The sequence below is a fragment of the Nocardia brasiliensis ATCC 700358 genome, from assembly GCF_000250675.2.
GTDB lineage: Bacteria > Actinomycetota > Actinomycetes > Mycobacteriales > Mycobacteriaceae > Nocardia > Nocardia brasiliensis_B.
Genome location: NC_018681.1, coordinates 8,493,928 through 8,515,514, shown reverse-complemented (window position 1 = coordinate 8,515,514; position 21,587 = coordinate 8,493,928). Strand labels below are relative to the sequence as shown.

Here is a 21,587-nt window from a genome sequence, read left to right as displayed (position 1 = left end):
CCGCGCTCACGTTCGAGGGGACAAGTCTGTCCTACGAGGAGTTCGCGAGCCGGGTCAATCAACTGGCCCGCTGGCTGATCGCCCGCGGCGTCGGCGCGGAATCGTATGTGGCGCTGGGCATGCGACGCTCGGTCGATCTGGTCGTCGGCATGTACGCCGTCGCGGTGGCCGGTGGCGCGTATGTGCCGCTGGACCCGGATCACCCGGCCGAGCGCACGGAATACATTCTGGCGACGGCCGATCCGGTCTGCGTGCTCACCTCCGGTAGCGATCTGGAGATCGATACCGCACAGGTGCGCATCGACCTGCTCGATCTGAGCGGGCTGTCCGAGGATCCGGTCACCGACGCGGATCGCTGGTCGCCGCTGCGGCCGTCGAACACCGCGTACGTGATCTTCACCTCGGGTTCCACCGGCCGCCCCAAGGGCGTCGGCGTCGCGCACGCCGCGATCGTGAACCGCCTGGTGTGGATGCAGACCGCCTACCAGCTGAACACCGCCGACGCGGTGCTGCAGAAGACGCCCGCCACCTTCGACGTGTCGGTGTGGGAGTTCTTCTGGCCCTTGCAGATCGGCGCGCGCCTGGTGGTCGCCAAGCCCGACGGGCATCGGGATCCGGCCTACCTGGCCGAGGTGATCAGCGCCGAGCGGATCACCGTCACCCACTTCGTGCCGTCGATGCTCGCGGTGTTCGTCGCGGACGGGGCCGCGGCGCGGTGCGATTCGCTGCGCCTGGTGTTCGCCTCCGGTGAGGCGCTGCCGCCCAAGCCCGCCCACCGTCTGCGCGAGCTGACCGGTGCGGCGCTGCACAACCTGTACGGCCCGACCGAGGCCGCGGTCGACGTCACCTACCACGAGGTGATCGACACCGATACCGACACCGTCCCGATCGGCGCACCGGTCTTCAACACCCAGGTGTACGTGCTGGATTCGCGGCTGCGGCCGGTTCCGGTGGGTGTCGCGGGTGAGCTCTATCTCGCGGGCACCCAGCTGGCGCGCGGCTACGTCGCGCGCCCGGATCTGACCAGCGACCGGTTCGTGGCCAACCCCTACGGTGCCGTGGGCGAGCGGATGTACCGCACCGGTGACTTGGTTGCCTGGACCGCCAGTGGTGAGCTGGAGTACTTGGGCCGCACCGACTTCCAGGTGAAGCTGCGTGGTCTGCGGATCGAGCTCGGCGAGATCGAGGCCGCGCTGACCGCGCTGGACGAGGTCGCGCAGGCGGTCGTCGTGGTCCGCGGCGATCAGCACATCGGCGATCAGCTCGTGGCGTATGTCATTCCCGCGCCGAATGTCCGGGTGGACATCGAGCTGCTGCGCGAGGATCTGGCGGAGCGCCTGCCCGCGTACATGGTGCCGTCCGTGGTGATCGTGCTCGACGAGTTCCCGCTCAACGCCTCCGGAAAGCTGGATCGAAAGGCGTTGCCCGCCCCGGTGTTCGAGGCCGCGGTCTTCCGCGCGCCGACCACGCCGGTCGAGGAGATCGTCGCCGCCACCTACGCCGAGGTGCTCGGCCTGGAGCGGGTCGGCCTGGACGACGACTTCTTCTCCCTCGGCGGCAACTCGCTGACCGCCACCCAGGTCGCGGCGCGGCTGTCCGCCGCGCTGGACACCGATCTCGGGGTGCGCGAACTGTTCGAGGCGTCCACCGTGGTCGCGCTCGCGGCCCGCGCGGAGACGCACGCCGGGGCCGGTGCGCGGGCGGCGCTGGAGCCGCAGCAGCGGCCCGAGCTGGTGCCGCTCTCGCTGGCCCAGCAGCGCATGTGGTTCCTCAATCGGTTCGATCCGGAATCGGCGGTGGACAACATCCCGGCCGCGGTGCGGCTGTCCGGTCTGCTCGACCGGCAGGCGCTGCAGATCGCGGTGGCCGACGTGCTGGCCCGCCACGAGTCGCTGCGCACCTACTACCCGGAGGTGGACGGCGCCGCGTACCAGCGGACCGTGCCCACCGCCAAGGTGATCCCCGACCTCGCGCCGTTCGAGGTCACCGCGGCCGAACTGCCGCTGCGGCTTTCGGAACTGGTGCTGACCGCGTTCGATGTCACCACTCAGGTGCCGTTCCGCGCCAGGCTGTTCGAGATCAGCCCGACCGAGCACGTGCTGGCCATCGTGGTGCACCACATCTCGGCCGACGGTTTCTCCATGGGCCCGCTGACCCGGGACGTGATGACCGCCTACGGCGCTCGCGTCGAGGGCGGCGAACCCGCGTGGCGGCCGCTGGAAGTCCAGTACGCGGACTTCGCGCTGTGGCAGCGCATGGTGCTCGGCGCCGAGGACGACCCGGAATCGGTTATCGCCCAGCAGATCTCGTACTGGTCCGACACGCTGCGCGGGCTGCCCGAGCAGCTGGACCTGCCCGCCGACCGGCCGCGGCCCGCGGTGGCCTCCGGTCGCGGCGCGACCCACGCCTTCGCGATCGATCCCGAAACCCACGGGCGGCTCACCGAACTCGCTCGCACCCGGGGCGCCACGCTGTTCATGGTCACGCACACCGCGCTGGCCGTGCTGCTCTCGCGGCTGTCGGGCGAGGACGATATCGCGATCGGCACCCCGATCGCGGGCCGCGGCGAGCGCGCGCTCGACGATCTCATCGGTATGTTCGTCAACACCCTGGTGCTGCGGACCCCGATCGACCACGGCGCGACCTTCACCGATCTGCTGCGCGCGGTGCGCGCGGCGGACATCGCCGCCTTCGGGCACGCGGACCTGCCGTTCGAGCGGCTGGTCGAGATCCTGAATCCGGTGCGTTCGCAGGCGCGCCACCCGCTGTTCCAGGTGATGCTGTCGTTCCAGAACCTCGGCCAGAACAGCCTGGAACTGCCCGGCCTGACCGTCAGCGGCGTCGAACTGCCGATCGACGTGGCCAAGTTCGACCTGCAACTGACGTTGTCGGAGAACAACGCGGCCCAGCCGCCGCACGGCGCGAGCGCCGCACCGGCCGGGATCAGCGCCGAATTGATCTACGCCACCGATCTTTTCGATCCGGACACGATCGCGAAGTTCGGGCAGCGGTTCAACCGGTTGCTGAAAGCGCTTGCCACCGAACCGGATCGGCCCATCGGCGATATCGCGCTGCTGGACGAGCAGGAGACCGAGCAGGCGCTGCGCGGCTGGAACGACACCGCGCATGATCTCGGTGCGCCCAGCACGCTGGTCGCCGAGTTCGCGGCCCGAGCCGCGGCCACCCCGGACGCGACGGCGGTGGTCGACCCGGCCACCGGCACTTCGCTTACCTACGCCGAATTCGGTTCGCGCGTGCATCAATTGGCGCGCAAGCTGATCGAAGCCGGGGTCGGGCCGGAGAGCCTGGTCGCCCTGGGCCTGCGCCGCTCGGTGGACCTCGTGGTCGCCGCGTACGCGGTGCAGGCGGCGGGCGGCGGCTATGTGCCGCTCGACCTCGACCAGCCCGCCGAACGGGTGAACTATGTGCTCGATTCGGCCGATCCGGTCTGTGTCCTCACCACCTCGCGCGACGAGTTCGACGCAGCGGGCCGCCCGACACTGACGATCGACACCTTGGATCTGTCGGGGTATTCGGACGAGCCGATCACCGAAGCGGAGCGGATCACGCCGCTGCGTCCGCAGCACCCGGCGTACGTGATCTTCACCTCCGGCTCGACCGGCCGGCCGAAGGGCGTCGCGGTGCCGCACGCCGCCGTCGTCAACCAGATCCGCTGGATCACCGGCGAATACGGCATCGGCGCGGACGACATCGTGCTGTTCAAGACGCCCGCCACCTTCGACGTGTCGGTGTGGGAGCTGTTCGGGCCGATGACCACCGGCGGCCGCATCGTGGTCGCCGCGCCGGACGGGCATCGCGACCCGCAGTACCTCGCGGATGTGATCGCGGCCGAGCAGGTCACCATGACCTCGTTCGTGCCCTCGATGCTCACGGTGTTCGCCGGCAACGTCGACGCGACCGGTGGCAGTGCGGCGCTGGCGTCGCTGCGGACGCTGTTCGTCGCCGGTGAGGCGTTCACCGCCGACGCGGTCGAGGCCATGCGCCGGGTCAGCTCGGCGGCGCTCTACAACCTCTACGGACCGACCGAGTTCACCGTGCACGCCACGCACGGCCCGGTGGCCGACGATGTCGAAGGCGCTGTCCCCATCGGTCTTCCGGTGTGGAACGCCCAGGCGTACGTGCTCGACGCCCGGTTGCACCCGGTCCCCGCCGGTGTCGCGGGTGAGCTGTATCTCGCCGGCGCTCAGCTGGCGCGCGGCTACTACGGCCGGGCCGATTTGACCTCGGATCGGTTCGTGGCCAACCCGTTCGGCGCGCCGGGCGCCCGGATGTACCGCACCGGTGACCTGGTCACCCGGGACGACACCGGGGCCATCGAATACATCGGCCGCACCGACTTCCAGGTGAAGCTGCGCGGCCTGCGGATCGAGCTCGGCGAGATCGAAACCGCGCTCACCGCACACGATTCGGTGGCACAGTCGGTCGCGCTGGTGCGCTCGGACGCGCGCACCGGTGACCAGCTGGTCGGCTATGTGGTGCCGGTGGCCGGCGGCCCGGTCGACATCGCCGACCTGCGCGCGCACCTGTCCGCGCAGCTGCCGTCGTACATGGTGCCCGCCGCCATCGTCGTGCTCGACGCGATGCCGTTGAGCCCGAACGGCAAGCTGGATCGGCGCGCGCTGCCCGAACCCGCCTTCGAGGCCAGGGAATTCCGCGCGCCGTCCACCCCGATCGAAGAGATCGTGGCCAATACCTTCGCCGACGTGCTCGGCCTGGTGCCCGCCGAGGGCGAACGCGCCGTCGGCCTGGACGACGACTTCTTCGACCTGGGCGGCAACTCGCTCATCGCCACCCAGGTGGTCGCCCGCCTCGGTGCCGCGCTGGACACCCGCGTCCCGGTGCGGATGCTGTTCGAGGCACCCACCGTGGCCGCGCTGGCCGCGCGGATGGAGGCGCACCAGGGCAGCGGCCGGCGCCGGGAACTCGTTGCGGGCCCGCGCCCGTCGCGGATCCCGCTCTCGCTGGCCCAGCAGCGGATGTGGTTCCTCAACCGGTTCGACACCGACTCGGCGGTCAACAACATCCCGCTCGCGGTCCGGCTCACCGGCACGCTGGACACCGACGCGCTGCGCCAGGCCGTCGCCGACGTGGTCGACCGGCACGAGGTGCTGCGCACGGTCTACCCGGAAACCGCGGACGGCCAAGGTGTGCAGGTGGTGCTGCCCGCCGGTCAGGACGCCGTCGACCTCACCCCGATCGAGGTGTCGGAGACCGAAATCCAGGACCGCGTCGCCGAATTGGTGCTGACCGGCTTCGACGTCACCACCGAGGTGCCGGTGCGGGCCGCGCTGTTCCGGGTGGCCGGCTCGATGGACGGATCGCAGCCCGACACCCACGTGCTGGTGTTCGTCGTGCACCACATCTCCGGTGACGGCTGGTCGGTGCGGCCGCTGGCCCGCGACGTGATGGTGGCCTACGTGGCGCGTTCGCGCGGCGAGGCGCCGTCTTGGGCGCCACTGCCGGTGCAGTACGCGGATTACGCACTCTGGCAACGGGAAACCCTCGGTTCGGAGGACGACCCGACCTCGCTGATCGCCCAGCAGGTCGCCTACTGGTCCGCCGGATTGGCCGGGCTGCCCGATCAGCTCGACCTGCCCGCGGATCGGTCCCGGCCCGCGGTGGCCTCGAACCGCGGTGGGGTGTACGAGTTCTCGCTCGACGCGCGCCTGCAGCACGAGCTGAACGCGCTCGCCAGGGCGCACGGCGCCAGCCTCTTCATGGTGGTGCACGCCGCCTTCGCCGCGCTGCTGGCGCGGCTGTCCGGCAGCGACGACATCGCCATCGGCACCGTGGTCGCCGGTCGCGGTGAGGCCGTGCTGGACGACGCCATCGGCATGTTCGTCAACACGCTCGTGCTGCGCAGCGCCGTCGATCCGGCGGAGCCGTTCGCGCAGCTGGTGGCGCGCACCAAGGAAGGCGATCTCGCGGCCTTCGGGCACGCGGATCTGCCCTTCGAGCGACTGGTCGAGATCCTGAATCCGGCGCGCTCGCAGGCCCGGCACCCGCTGTTCCAGGTGATGCTGTCGTTCCAGAACACCGGCGAGGCCTCGTTCGAGCTGCCCGGTCTCGAGGTCGCGGGCGTGCCGCTCGACGTGGTGACCGCGAAGTTCGATCTGCACCTCAGCCTCACCGACCGGATCGACGCCGCGGGCGCCGCCGACGGCATGACCGGCGAATTCGCCTATGCGACCGACATGTTCGACGCGGCCACGATCGCGAGCGTCGCGGACCGGCTGGTCCGGCTGCTGACGGCCGTGGTCGCGGATCCGGTCGTGCCGATCGGCGATATCGAGCTGCTGGATTCGGCCGAGCACGCCCAGGTCGTGGCGCGCTGGAACGACACCACCCATCCGGTGGACGAGACGGCGACCCTGGTGTCGATGTTCCAGGCGCAGGTCGCCCGGACGCCCGACGCCGCCGCGGTGAGCTTCGAGGGGACGACTCTGTCCTACGCCGAGTTCGCCGCGCGAGTGAATCGCCTTGTCCGTCACCTGATTTCGCTCGGTGTGGGCCCGGATTCGCTGGTGGCGCTCGGCATGCGCCGGTCGATCGACCTGGTCGTCGGCATGTACGCGGTGAGCGTCGCGGGCGGTGCGTACGTGCCGCTCGATCCGGATCACCCGGCCGATCGCACCCGCTACGTGCTCGACACCGCACAGCCGGTGTGCGTATTGACCACCGCACGGGACGGTTTCGACGCGGGCACCACCCGCACCATCGAACTCGATCAGGTCTCGGTGACCGACTACTCGGACGCGCCGGTCACCGACGCGGATCGCGTCGCGCCGCTGCGCCCGTCCAACACCGCGTACGTGATCTTCACCTCCGGCTCCACCGGCCGCCCCAAGGGCGTCGCGGTGAACCATGCCGCGATCGTCAACCGCCTGGTCTGGATGCAGGCCGAGTACGGTCTGCGAAGCACCGACGTGGTGCTGCAGAAGACGCCCGCCACCTTCGACGTGTCGGTGTGGGAGTTCTTCTGGCCCTTGCAGATCGGCGCGCGCCTGGTGGTCGCCAAGCCGGACGGGCACCGCGACCCCGGCTACCTGGTCGAGGTGATCACCGCCGAGGCGGTCACCACGGCGCACTTCGTGCCGTCCATGCTCGCGGTGTTCGTCGCCGAGCAGCGGGCCGACGAATGCACGAGCCTGGTCAACGTTTTCGCCTCCGGTGAGGCTCTGCCCGCGGCCACCGCGCAGCGGATGCAGGAGCTGACCGGGGCTCGCCTGCACAACCTGTACGGCCCGACCGAGGCCGCGGTCGACGTCACCTTCCACGAGGTGACCGAGGCCGACTCCGTGTCCGTGCCGATCGGCGCACCGGTGTTCAACACCCAGGTGTACGTGCTGGATTCCCGGCTGCACCCGGTGCCGGTCGGTGTCGCGGGTGAGTTGTACCTGGCCGGTGCGCAATTGGCGCGCGGCTACGTCGCCCGTGCGGAACTGACCGCGGATCGCTTCGTGGCCAACCCGTTCGGTACCGACGGCGAGCGCATGTACCGCACCGGTGACCTGGTCACCTGGACGTCACGCGGCGAGCTGGAGTACCTGGGCCGCACCGACTTCCAGGTGAAGCTGCGCGGTCTGCGGATCGAACTCGGCGAGATCGAATCGGCGCTCACCGCACTGGACTCCGTCGCGCAGGCGGTGGTGCTGGTGCGGTCCGACGATCGCCTCGGTGACCAGCTGGTCGGCTATGTGGTGCCGACCGCGGGTCAGGTCATCGATATCGAGAGCGTGCGTACCGAACTCGCGGGTGAGCTGCCCGCGTACATGGTGCCCTCGGCCTTCGTGGTGCTCGACGCGTTCCCGTTGAACGCCTCCGGCAAGCTCGATCGCAAGGCGCTGCCCGCGCCGGTGTTCGAGGCCAAGGTGTTCCGTGCGCCGTCGACGCCGATCGAGGAGATCGTCGCGGGCACCTTCGGCGACGTGCTCGGTGTCGCCCGGGTCGGCCTGGACGACGACTTCTTCGCGCTCGGCGGCAACTCGCTGCTGGCCACTCAGGTGACCGCGCGGCTGGGCGCCGCGCTGGATACACAACTGGCCGTGCGTGATCTGTTCGAGGCCTCGACCGTGGTCGCGCTGGCGGCCCGGGTGGAACGTAACGCGGGCTCGGGCAGGCAGCGGCCGAAGCTGGAGACCGGGGAACGTCCCGCGCGCATCCCACTCTCGCCGGCCCAGCAGCGCTACTGGTTCCTCAACCAGTTCGACACGGCCACTTCGGCGGTGGACAACATCCCGCTGGCCGTGCGGCTCTCGGGCACGCTCGACGTGCCCGCGCTGGAGCAGGCGATCGGCGACGTGTTCGCACGGCACGAAGTGCTGCGCACCACCTACCCGCGCTCGGCCGACGGTCCGCACCAGGTGATCGGACCGGTGGCGTCGTCTCCGGCCGCGCTCACCCCGGTCGAGGTCACCGAGTCCGAACTGCTCGGCGCCGTCATCGGTTTCGCGCTGACCACCTTCGACGTCACCGTCGAGGTGCCGCTCGCGGTGGCGCTGTTCCGGATCAGCCCGGACGAGCACGTGCTCGCCTTCACCGTGCACCACGTGGCCGCCGACGGCTCGTCGATGGGCCCGCTGGCGCGCGACGTGATGGCCGCCTACGTGGCCCGGGTGCAGGGCGAGGTGCCGCAGTGGCTGCCGCTGCCGGTGCAGTACGCCGACTACGCGCTGTGGCAGCGCGCGGTGCTCGGGTCCGAGGAGGACCCGGAATCGCTGGCCGCACAGCAGGTCGCCTACTGGAAGACCGCGCTGGCCGCGCTGCCCGATCAGCTGGAACTGCCCGCCGACCGGCCGCGCCCGCCCGCGCAGTCGTTCCAGGGCAAGGCGATTCGCTTCGAGATCTCCCCGCAGCGGCACGCCCGCCTGCACGAGCTGGCGCGCGCCAACAACGCGTCGCTGTTCATGGTGGTGCACGCGGCGCTGGCGGTGCTGCTCTCGCGCCTGTCCGGCACCGACGACATCGCGGTCGGCACCCCGATCGCGGGCCGTGGCGAACGCGAACTCGACGACCTGATCGGCATGTTCGTCAACACCCTGGTGTTCCGCACCAAGGTGGCGCCGGGCGACCGCTTCGCCGACCTGCTCGCCGATGTGAAGGAACGCGACCTCGAGGCGTTCGCGAACGCGGACGTGCCGTTCGAGCGGCTGGTCGAGGTGCTCAACCCGGTGCGCTCCACCGCGCGTAACCCGCTGTTCCAGGTGGGTCTTTCGTTCCAGAACCTGGCCGAGACCACGTTCGAACTGCCGGGACTGTCGGTGAGCGCGGTCAACTTCGACTCGCAGCTGGCCAAGACCGACCTGCACGTCACGTTGTACGACCGGTACGCCGAGGACGGCACACCGGCCGAGATCGTGACCGAATTCGGTTACGCCATCGACCTGTTCGACGAGGCGACGGTGCAGGGCTTCGCCGACCGGTTCGTCCGGGTGCTCGACGCGGTCGTCGCCGACGCCACCGTGCCGGTCGGCGAGATCGACCTGCTGGCGGCCGAGGAGAGCACCCGCATCCTCACCGACTGGAACGACACCGCGCACGCGGTCGATCCGGACGCGACGCTGGTCTCGCTGCTCGATGCCACGGTCGCGGCCACCCCGAAGGCCGTCGCCATCGTCGCCGACGATCCGACCGGGCAGCAGGAACTCACCTACGCCGCCCTCGACGCGCGGGTGAACCGCCTGGCGCGCTACCTGATCCAGCGTGGCGTCGGCCCGGAGGACCGGGTCGCGCTGGCCATCCGCCGTTCCACCGATCTCGTGGTCGCGATGTACGCGGTCGCGAAAGCCGGTGCGGCGTATGTGCCGATCGATCCGGACCAGCCCGCCGAGCGGACCGACTACATCCTCGGTACCGCGGCACCGGTCTGCGTGCTGACCACTGGCCGGGACGGGTTCCGCACCGCCGCCGCCGATATCGTGCAGCTCGACGTGCTCGACCTGACGGCATTCGCGGCCGATCCGGTGACCGCTGCCGAGCGGCGCGCCGCGTTGACCCCGGCACACACCGCGTACGTGATCTTCACCTCCGGCTCGACCGGTCAGCCCAAGGGCGTCGCCGTGCCGCACGCGGCGATCGTCAACCAGTTGCAGTGGGAGACCGCGACCTTCGGTCTCGGCGCGGACGACGCGATCCTGCTGAAGACCGCGGCCACCTTCGACCTCTCGGTCTGGGAGTTCTGGACCGCCGCGGTGTGCGGTGGCCGTCTGGTGATCTCGGCGGCCGACGGCCACCGTGATCCGGCCTACCTGAACGAACTGATGCGGTCCACGATGGTCACCACCCTGCATGTGGTGCCGTCGATGCTGGACGCGCTGCTCACCGAATCCGGTGGCCGCTTGACGCATTCGCTACGCCGGGTGCTCGCCATCGGTGAGGCGCTGCCCGCGACGACCGCGCAGCGGTTCCGCCGCGACAACCCCGCCGAGCTCGGCCACCCGTCGCCCGACCACCAACCCCCAACGGGGCACTCCGTGCCGCTGGCCCACCCGTCGCCCGACCGCCACCCCCCAACGGGGCACTCCGTGCCGCTGTATAACCTGTACGGCCCGACCGAGGCCGCGGTGTCCATCACCAGCCACCTGGTCACCGACGCCGATCAGCTCGCGGTGTCCATCGGTGCGCCGGAATGGAACAGCCGGGTCTACGTGCTGGACACCAGGCTGCGGCCGGTGCCTGCGGGGGTCTCCGGTGAGTTGTACCTGGCCGGTGCGCAATTGGCGCGCGGCTACTTCGGTCGCCCGGACCTGACCGCCGACCGGTTCGTCGCCGACCCGTTCGGTGCGCCGGGTGCGCGCATGTACCGCACCGGTGACCTGGTGGCGTGGAATAACTCCGGTGAGCTGGATTATCGGGGCCGCACCGACTTCCAGGTGAAGATCCGCGGCTTCCGCATCGAGCTCGGCGAGATCGAGGCCGCGCTACTGCGCCAGCCCACCATCACGGCCGCCGCCGTGCTCGCGCACACCGATCCGAGCATCGGTGACCGCCTGGTCGCCTATGTGGTGCCGCGGGCGGGGCAGCTCGACAAGCGGCAGTTGCAGTCGGCGCTGGCGGCGGAACTGCCGTCGTACATGGTGCCGTCGGTGTTCATCGAGCTCGCCGCGCTGCCGCTCAACGCGAACGGCAAGCTCGACCGGAAGGCGTTGCCGGAGCCCACCTTCGAGAAGGCGGTCTTCCGCGCGCCGGTCACGCCGATCGAGCAGATCGTCGCGAACACCTTCGCGGACGTGCTGCGGATCTCGGATCGGGAAGGGGCGGAATCCAAGCGCCTCGGCCTCGACGACGACTTCTTCGCCTGGGGCGGTAACTCGCTGCTGGCCACGCAGGTCGCCGCGCGCCTCGGTGAGGCGTTGAACACCCGGGTGCCGGTGCGGCTGCTGTTCGAGGCCTCGACCGTCGCGGCGCTCGCCGTGCGGGTCGAGCAGCACGCGGACGCCGGTGGGCGCAGGGCGCTCACCGCCGGCCCACGGCCGGAACACATTCCGCTCTCGCTCGCGCAGCAGCGCATGTGGTTCCTGAACCGGTTCGACACCCAGTCGGCGGCGTACAACGTGCCGATCGCGGTGCGGCTCACCGGTGCGCTGGATGTGGCCGCGCTGCGCGCCGCCATCGCGGACCTGGTGAGCCGGCACGAGATCCTGCGCACCATCTACCCGCAGACCGACAGTGGTCCGGTGCAGGTGATCCTGCCCCCGGCCCAGGCCGTGCCGCGGCTCGAGGTTCGGGTGGTGTCGCCCGCGGATATCGAATCCGCCGTGGTGGCACTGACTTCGACGATCTTCGACGTCACCACCGAGGTGCCGATGAAGGTCGCGCTGTTCCAGATCGCCGGGGAGAACGCAGGATCGGCGGCAACGGACGCCGCCGAGGTCGAGTACGTCTTGGCGATGGTGATCCACCACATCTCGGGTGACGGTTCGTCGGTCGGTCCGCTGACCCGCGACCTGATGATCGCCTATGCCGCGCGTTCCGCGGGCGAGGCGCCGAACTGGGCGCCGCTCGAGGTCCAGTACGCGGACTACAGCATCTGGCAGCGCGAGCTGCTCGGCAGCGAGGACGACGCGGAATCGCTGGCGGCCAAGCAGGTCTCGTACTGGCGCGACGCGCTGGCGGAGCTGCCGGATCAGCTGGATCTGCCGTCGGATCGGCCGCGGCCCGCGGTGCAGTCCTTCGCCGGTGGCAAGGTCGAGTTGCGGGTCGACGCCGAGACCCATCAGGCGCTGATCGAGCTGGCCCGTACCGAGGGTGCGACGTTGTTCATGGTCGTGCACACCGCGCTGGCGGTGCTGCTGGCCCGGCTCTCGGGCACCGACGACATCGCCATCGGCACCCCGATGGCGGGTCGCGGCGAAGCCGCCCTCGACGACCTGATCGGCATGTTCGTCAACACGCTGGTGTTCCGCAGCCGGATCGACGCGGGTGAGCCGTTCACCGAACTGCTGGCGCGGCAACGGGAGACCGATATCCAGGCCTTCGCCAACGCCGACGTGCCGTTCGAGCGGCTGGTCGAGGTGCTCAACCCGGTCCGCTCCACCGCGCGGCATCCGCTGTTCCAGGTGGGTCTGTCGTTCCAGAACCTGGCGCAGTCGGCGCTGGAACTTCCGGGTCTCACCGTGGCCGGTCTCGATATCGATACCGCGCTGTCGCAGTTCGATCTGCACCTGATCGCCACCGACCGTTACGGCGACGCGGGCGAACCCGAGGGCATCACCGGGTTCTTCACCTATGCCACCGACATGTTCGACCGGAACACGGTGCAGGGCTTCGTCGATCGCTTCGCGCGACTGCTCGGTGAGATCATCGCCGCGCCGCGTACCGCCGTCGGCGATATCGCGTTGCTCGACGGCGCGGAGCGGACGCAGATCCTCGAGCGCCGCAACGCGACCGACTACGAGGTCGATGCGGCGGCGACGCTGGTGTCGCTGCTCGACGCCTCTGTGGCGGCGGGGCCGAAGGAAGTCGCGCTGGTCACCGAGGACGGTGCGTCGATCACCTACGGCGAGCTGGACGCGCGGGTGAATCGTCTTGCGCGGTATTTGATTTCGATTGGTGTGGGTCCGGAGTCGCGGGTTGCGCTGGCGTTGCGGCGCTCGGTGGATCTGATCGTGGCGATGTATGCGGTGGCGAAGTCCGGTGGTGCGTATGTGCCGGTGGATCCGGATCATGCCGCTGACCGGACGAACTACATCCTCGAGACGGCGGCGCCGGTGTGCGTGCTGACCAACGCCGACGCCGAGTTCGACACGGACATCGCGCCTTTGGTGCGGATCGACGAGCTCGACCTCGCCGAGCTGGACAAGGCCCCGGTCGCCGATACCGAGCGGGTTTCGGCGCTGCGTCCGGAGAACACCGCGTATGTGATCTTTACGTCGGGTTCGACGGGTCGTCCGAAGGGTGTTGCGGTTTCGCATGCGGCGATCGCGAATCAGTTGCAGTGGAAGGTGACCGAGTTCGGTCTCGATGCCGCGGATGCGATTCTGCTGAAGACTGCTGCCACCTTCGATCTTTCGGTGTGGGAGTTCTGGTCGGCCGCGGTGTGTGGTGGCCGCCTGGTCATCGCCTCGCCGGACGGTCATCAGGACCCGGCGTATCTGAACGAGTTGATGGCCCGGGAGTGGGTCACGACGTTGCACGTGGTCCCCTCGATGCTCGACGCGCTCACCGCGGGTGATTTCCCGAACTCGCTGTGGCGGGTCCTCGCCATCGGTGAGGCGCTGCCGGGTGCGCTGGCCCAGCGGTTCGTGCGCGAGCACTCGCGCACCGAGCTGTTCAACCTCTACGGTCCGACCGAGGCGGCGGTGTCGATCACCAGCCACCGGGTCACCCGCAACGATCAGACCTCGGTGTCGATCGGTGCGCCGGAGTGGAACAGCAAGGTGTACGTGCTGGACGCCCGGTTGCAGCCGGTGCCCGACGGTGTCTCCGGTGAGTTGTACCTGGCCGGTGCGCAGTTGGCGCGGGGTTACTTCGGTCGCCCGGATCTGACCGCGGATCGGTTCGTGGCCAACCCGTTCGAGCACGGTGTGCGGATGTATCGCACCGGTGACCTCGTGGCGTGGAACAGCTCCGGTGAGCTGGAGTACCGGGGCCGCACCGACTTCCAGGTGAAGATCCGTGGTTTCCGGATCGAACTCGGTGAGATCGAAGCGGCGCTGCTCGCGCTGCCCGAGATCGCACAGACGGCGGTGATCGCGAAGTCCGATCCGAAGACCGGTGATCGCCTGGTGGCCTACCTGGTGCCTGCGGACGGCGAAGTCGATGTGGCGCAGGTGAAGTCGGCGCTGGGTGCGGGTTTGCCGTCGTACATGGTGCCGTCGGCGTTCGTGGTGCTGGATCGGTTGCCGTTGAATGTGAACGGCAAGCTGGATCGCAAGGCGTTGCCGGAGCCGGAGTTCGAGGCGCAGGTGTTCCGTGCGCCCTCGACGCCGATCGAGGAGATCGTGGCTGCGGTGTTCGCCGAGGTGCTCGGTGTCGAACGGGTCGGTGCGGATGACGATTTCTTCGGTCTCGGCGGTAATTCGCTGCTGGCGACTCAGGTCGCGGCGCGTATCGGTGCGGCGCTGGACACCCGGGTGCCGGTGCGGATGTTGTTCGAGGCGTCCACGGTGGCCGGTCTGGCGGTCAAGGTCGAGCAGCACGCCGGTGCCGGGGGTCGTAAGGCCCTGGTCGCCGGTCCGCGTCCGGAGCAGGTGCCGTTGTCGCTGGCTCAGCAGCGCATGTGGTTCCTCAACCAGTTCGATACCGCGTCGGCGGTCAACAACATCCCGGTCGCGGTGCGGCTCACTGGTGAGCTCGACGTCGAGGCGTTGCAGCTGGCGGTCGCCGACGTCATCGGCAGGCACGAGACGTTGCGCACGGTCTATCCCGAACAGGGCGGGGCCGCGCATCAGGTGATCCTGCCCGCCGAGCAGGCGGTGCCGGATCTGACGCCGGAAACGGTGGCCGCCGAAGACATCCGGCAGCGGATCATCGACGTGATCACCGCCGGGTTCGACGTCACCACCGAGGTGCCGTTGCGGGCCAAGATCTTCCGGGTCACCGACGCGGAGTACGTGCTCGTGTTCGTCGCGCACCACATCAGCGCGGACGGCTGGTCGATGGGCCCGCTCACCCGCGATGTGATGCTCGCGTACGCGGCGCGTTCGGCCGGGGTGGCCCCGGGCTGGGCGCCGCTGCCGGTGCAGTACGCGGACTTCAGCCTCTGGCAGCGCGACGTGCTCGGCGCGGAAACCGATGCGACGAGCCTGATCTCGCAGCAGGCCGAGTACTGGCGGGCGGCGCTGGCCGGCCTGCCGGACGAGCTCAACCTGCCCGCCGACCGGACCCGCCCGACGACCCAGTCGTTCGCGGGTGGCCGGGTGGTGTTCCCGATCGACGGCGAGTTGCACCGTCAGCTCACCGAGATCGCGCGCGAACACAACGCGACCATGTTCATGGTCGTGCACGCCGCGCTGGCGCTGTTCCTGGCGCGGATGTCGGGCACCGACGACATCGCGATCGGCACGCCGATCGCGGGTCGCGGCGAGGCCGAACTCGACGACGTGATCGGCATGTTCGTCAACACGCTGGTGCTGCGCTCGCACGTCGAGGGCGATCTGACCTTCGGTGACCTGCTCGCCCGCACCAAGGACGCGGATCTGCAGGCGTTCGCGCACGCGGACCTGCCGTTCGAGCGGCTGGTCGAATTGCTCAACCCCGAACGTTCGACCGCGCGGCATCCGCTGTTCCAGGTGGCGCTGTCGTTCGAGAACCTGCCGGAGACCAGCTTCGAGCTGCCCGGATTGCAGGTGGCGGCAGTCGATTTCGACGTGGACACGGCGAAATTCGATCTGTCGCTGACGATCCGGGAGGCCGCCGCCACCGACGCCGCGGGCATGTACGCGGAGTTCTCCTTCGCCCGCGACCTGTTCGACGACGCGACCGTGGAGGTGTTCGCGCAGCGGTTCACCCGGCTGCTCACCGCGATCACGACCGATCGGGAGACCCCGATCGGTGATCTGCCGCTGCTGGACGAGGCCGAGTACGAGCTGCTCACCCACGTGCACGGCGAAGACGTGATGGCCACCGGGCTGCTCCCCGACCTGTTGCAGCGTGGCGCGCAACTGAACCCGGAGCAGATCGCCATCCGCTACCAGGGCCGCTCGATCACCTACCGCGAGCTCGACGAGTACTCGTCGCGGCTGGCGCGGGTGCTGATCGACCGCGGTGTCGGTCCGGAACGGATTGTGGCGCTGTCGTTCCCGCGTTCCTACGAGATGGTGGCGGCGTTCTGGGCGGTGGCCAAGGCCGGTGGCGCGCACGTGCCGATCGACCCGACCTACCCCGAAGATCGCATGCGGCACATGGTGAACGACTCGGGTGCGGTCATCGGTATCACCGCGGACGAGTACGTGGACCGGCTGCCCCGCGATGTCGAATGGCTGCGGCTGGACGACCCCGCGCTGGGCGCGGCGATCGAGGCGCAGTCCCCGGCGTCGGTGACCGATGCCGATCGGATCGCCTCGCTGGCGATGCGGCACCCGGTGTATGTCATCTACACCTCGGGTTCGACGGGTATGCCCAAGGGCGTCACCGTGACCCACGCCGGTATGGGCGGTCTGGTCGGTGTCGCGACCGACCTGTACCAGCTCGAGGCGCACCACCGGTTCCTGCACATCTGCTCGCCGAGCTTCGACCCGTCGGTGCTCGAATGGCTGTGCGCCGCATACACCGGTGCCACCCTGGTGATCGTGCCGTCGACCATCATCGGCGGACCGGACCTGGCGGAGCTGTTGCGCACCGAGCGGGTGACGCACACGATCATCACCCCGGCGGTGCTGGGCACGATGGACCCGGCGGGGATGGAGGCGCTCGAAGTCGCCTCTGTCGGTGGCGATGTCACCACCCCGGAGCTGCTGGCCAAGTGGTACCCGGGCCGGAAGTACTTCAACGCCTACGGTCCGACCGAGACGACGATCATCTCCTCGTACGCGTCGCTGACGCCGGGGCGGCACGTCACCATCGGTCTGCCGGTGCGCGGCATGTCGGCGCTGGTGCTCGACAACCGTCTCAACCCGGTGCCGCCGGGTGTCGCGGGCGAGCTCTACCTCGCCGGTGGCGCGGTGGCGCGTGGCTACCACAACCGGCCCGACCTCACCGCGGAGCGCTTCGTCGCGAACCCGTGGAGCGACGAGGGCGCCCGCATGTACCGCACCGGTGACGTGGTGCGCTGGTTCGCCGAACCCGGCGAGCGGGCGGGCAACGCCGCGGTACCCGAGGTGCGCTGGGAACTGGATTACGTGGGCCGCTCGGACTTCCAGGTGAAGATCCGTGGTTTCCGGATCGAGCTCGGCGAGATCGACACCGTGCTCGCCGGTCATCCGGACGTCGAGTTCGCGATCACGCTGGGCCGCGAAACCGCGGCGGGCGCCACGATTCTGGTGTCCTACGTGCTCGTGGTGCCGGGCCGGGAGATCGACACGGCCGCGCTCGGTGAGTACGCCGGGCGCAGCCTGCCGCCGCACATGGTGCCCTCGGCGATCATGGTGCTGGACGAGATTCCCCTGACCCCGGTCGGCAAGCTCGACCGCAAGGCCCTGCCGGAGCCGGTGCTGGCGCCGCGCGAATTCCGGGCGCCCGCCAGCGAGATCGAGGCGGTCATCGCCGAGGTCTTCGCCGAGGTGCTCGGCGTCGAGCAGATCGGTTTGGATGACTCGTTCTTCGCGCTCGGCGGCGACAGCATCCTGTCCATCCAGCTGGTGTCGCGGGCCAAGGCACGGGGCGTGGTGTTCTCACCGCGCGACGTGTTCGAGCGGCGCAGTGTCGCCTCGCTGGCCGAAATCGCCACCCTCGGTGCGGGTTCGGAGCAGGTGAAGCTCGAGGAGCTGCCCGGCGGCGGGGTCGGCGAGATTCCGTTGACGCCGATCATGAGCCAGATCCTCGGCGGCGGTTCGGCTTACGACCGGTTCTCGCAGACGATGGCGCTGCGCCTGCCCGACGGCATCGATCGGGAGACCCTGGTCGGCACCATCGCGGCGGTCTTCGATCACCACGACGTGCTGCGGACGCGGTTGCGCCGCAACACCACCGACGAGCCGGGCCAGGCCGATCAGTGGGCGTTCGAGGCGTTGCCGCAGGGCGCGGTGGACGTTTCCGCGCTGGTGCATCGCGTCGACCTCGCGGCCGACGTCGACGACGCGGAGCTGAAGCGGGTCGGCAGTGCGGCGTTCGACGCCGCGCTCGGCCGGCTCGATCCGGCGAACGCGGTGATGGCGCAGTTCATCTGGTTCGCGTTCGACGCGGCGGGAGCGGCAGGCCCGGAGGAGGCAGCTCGCGTCACCACGGAGGGACCCGTGGACGCCGCCATCGGGCACCGCGAGCGGCGCGATGTGCTGCTCATCGTCGCGCACCACTTCGTGGTCGACGGTGTGTCCTGGCGCATCCTGATCCCGGACTTCGCGGTCGCGTGGTCGCAGCTGGCCGCCGGTCAGCAGGTGGCGTTGCCCGCCAACGGCACCTCGATGCGGCGTTGGGCACACAGCCTGGTCGAGGCGGCCGCGGCGCCTGCCCGGGTCGCGGAACTGCCGTTCTGGCAGCAGGTCACGAACACGCCGGATCCGCTGCTGGGCACGCGCGCCTTCGATCCACGGGTGGACACCTTCGCCACCGTGGAACGGGTCGAGGTCACGCTGCCCGCGGCGGTCACCGACGCGGTGCTCACCGCGATCCCCGGCCTCTACCGCGGCGGTGTGAACGACGGTCTGCTGTCCGCGCTGGCCATGGCGGTCGCCCGCTGGCAGCACGCGGACTCGGCGCTGATCAAGCTCGAGGGTCACGGCCGTGAAGAGGAAGTCGTTCCGGGCGCGGATCTTTCGCGCACGGTCGGCTGGTTCACCACGGCCTACCCGGTCCGGCTCGATCTGCACGGCGCCGACCTCGCCGATGCCTTCGACGGCGGCGCCGCGCTGGGCGAGATCGTGAAATCGGTCAAGGAGCAGCTGCTTTCGGTGCCCGACAAGGGCCTCGGCTACGGCTTGCTGCGGTACCTGAACGCGGCCACCGGGCAGCGACTGGGCGGCGCGGGCCAGATCAGCTTCAACTACCTGGGCCGGATGTCGGCCGGGGAGATCCCCGAGCAGCTCGCCGAAATCGGCTGGGTGCCGGTGGCCGACCTCGGTCAGCTCGACGGCGAGATGGATCTGGACATGCCCGCCAACGCGACGATCGATATCAACGCGATCGTCACCGACGGTGCGGACGGCCCGGAACTCGGTGCCTCCTTCGCCTTCCCGAATGGGCTGCTGACCCGTGCACAGGTGCAGGAGTTCGCCGACCTCTGGGTCGCGGCGCTCACCGCGCTGGCCACGCACGCGCGGCGACCGGACGCGGGCGGGTTCACACCGTCGGACATGTCGCTGGTGCGGGTCGGTCAGGCCGATATCGAGCAGTGGGAACGCAAGTACCCGGCACTCGCCGAGGTGTGGCCGCTCTCGCCGCTGCAGTCCGGGTTGCTGTTCCACGCGATGATGACCCAGGCGACGGTCGACGTCTACACCATGCAGGCGGTGGTCGACCTCGGCGGAGCACTGGATGTCGAGCGGTTGCACGCGGCCGCGCAGGGCATCGTCGACCGGTATCCCAACCTGCGCACCGCGTTCGTCACCGACTCCGACGGACAGGCCGTGCAGGTGGTGCTCGACCGGATCGAAGCGCCGTGGCGCGAGGTGGATCTCACCGAGCTGCCCGCCGAGCAGCGGACCGCCGAACTGCGCAGGCAGGTGGCGGCCGACCAGGCGACGCACTTCGACATGGCGGTGCCGCCGCTGCTGCGGTTCACCCTGTTCCGCTCCGGCGAAGCGCAGTGGCACCTGGCGATCACCACCCATCACATCCTGCTCGACGGCTGGTCGATGCCGCTGCTCATGCGGGATCTGCTGGTGCTGTACGCGGTTCGCGGCGAGCAGAGCGCGCTGCCGCGGGTGGCGTCCTACCGCAACTTCCTCGGCTGGCTGGCCGGGCGCGACCGCGAGGCGTCACTGCGGGCGTGGGCGACCGCGCTCGACGGCGTCACCGAGCCGACGCAGCTTGCGCCGCAACCACGCTCGACCGAGCAGTACGAGATCGGCAAGCAGATCACCGAGATCGACGCCGACCGCACCCGCCAACTCACCAAGCACGCCGCGGAATTGGGCGTCACGGTGAACACGCTGGTGCAGGCGGCGTGGGGCATCCTGCTCGGGCGGCTCACCGGCCGTGGTGATGTGGTGTTCGGCGCCACCGTCTCCGGCCGACCGGCCGAGCTGCCCGGCGTGGAATCGATGGTCGGCCTGTTCATCAACACGCTGCCGGTGCGGCTGCGCATCGATGATCGCCAGAGCATCGGCAAGCTGCTGGAGCGGTTGCAGCACGATCAGGCCGACCTGCTTGAGCACCACTACGTGGGCCTCACCGATATCCAGCGGGTGGCGGGTACCGGAGCGCTGTTCGACACGCTGCTGGTGTTCGAGTCGTATCCGATGGACAAGGAAGCCATTTCGGCCGCCAGCTCCATCGACGGTATGTCGGTCACCGGTGTCGGCGTCAACGACGCCACGCACTACCCGCTGACCCTGCTGGTGACCGCCGAGGCGACGATCGAGCTGACGCTCAAGTACCTGGGCAGCCGGTTCACCGCGGACGAGGTGGAAACCCTGTCCGCCAGGCTGATCCGGGTACTGGAGGCGCTGCTCGGCGATCCGGACGCGCTCGTCGGCGACATCGATATCCTCGATGCCGGCGAACGGGCCCGCCTGCTCACCGAATCCGGCATCACGGCAACGGTTTCCACCCCGGACACCGCCGCCAGGGTCGGCGCGCAGACGGTCGCCAAGGTGCTCGCCGAGGTCGTCGAAGAGGATCCGGAGGCGCCCGCGGTGCTCGCCGACGGTGACGAAATCGCCTACCACGTACTGGATCGACGCTCCTCGCAACTGGCGCGGGTGCTCATCGATCGCGGTGCCGGACCGGGCGATATCGTCGCGGTGACGCTGCCGCGTTCGCTGGACGCGGTGGTCGCGGCGTGGGCGGTGCAGAAGGCCGGTGCGGCACTGTTGTTCGCGGGCGATCTCGCGGTGGACGACCTGGCCGCGGCCGGCGCCACCTTCGGTATCGGCCCGGATCCGGTGGCGGACAGCCCGATTCGCTGGCTGGTGCCGGCCGACGTCCAGGCCGAGCTGGCCGCGGCGGCGTCGCATCCGGTGTCCTACGCGGACCGGGTCCGGCCGCTCGGCGAAGACCATCCGGCCTTCGTCGTCCCGGCCGGCGACGGTGTCCTCGCGATCACCCAGACGGAGGCATTGGCGCAAGCCGAACATGTCCGCGAGGAGTACGCGCTCGACTACGAGTCGACCACGTACACCACGGCCGGGTCCGGCCGCGCCGCCATGCTTGAGTTCCTGGCCGCCGCCACCGCGGGCGCCCTGTCGGTGCTCCCGTCGGACGATCTCGCCGGCGATCTCGCCGACAGCGAGGTCTCGCACTGGTTCGTCACTCCGACCGAGGCCACCGACGCGGCCGGCTCCGAGGTGAAGATCGTCATCGCCGAGTAG

The 21,587-nt window shown here is 69.8% G+C and carries 1 protein-coding gene (running past one end of the window); it reads left to right on the top strand.

Features of this window, described 5'->3' with window-relative positions:
* Positions 1–21,587 carry the end of a non-ribosomal peptide synthase/polyketide synthase gene (locus O3I_RS38050; RefSeq protein WP_014988378.1) on the top strand. 22,267 nt of this gene lie to the left of the window's left edge, so only the last 21,587 of its 43,854 coding nucleotides appear in the window; the start codon falls outside the window, past its left edge; its stop codon occupies positions 21,585–21,587.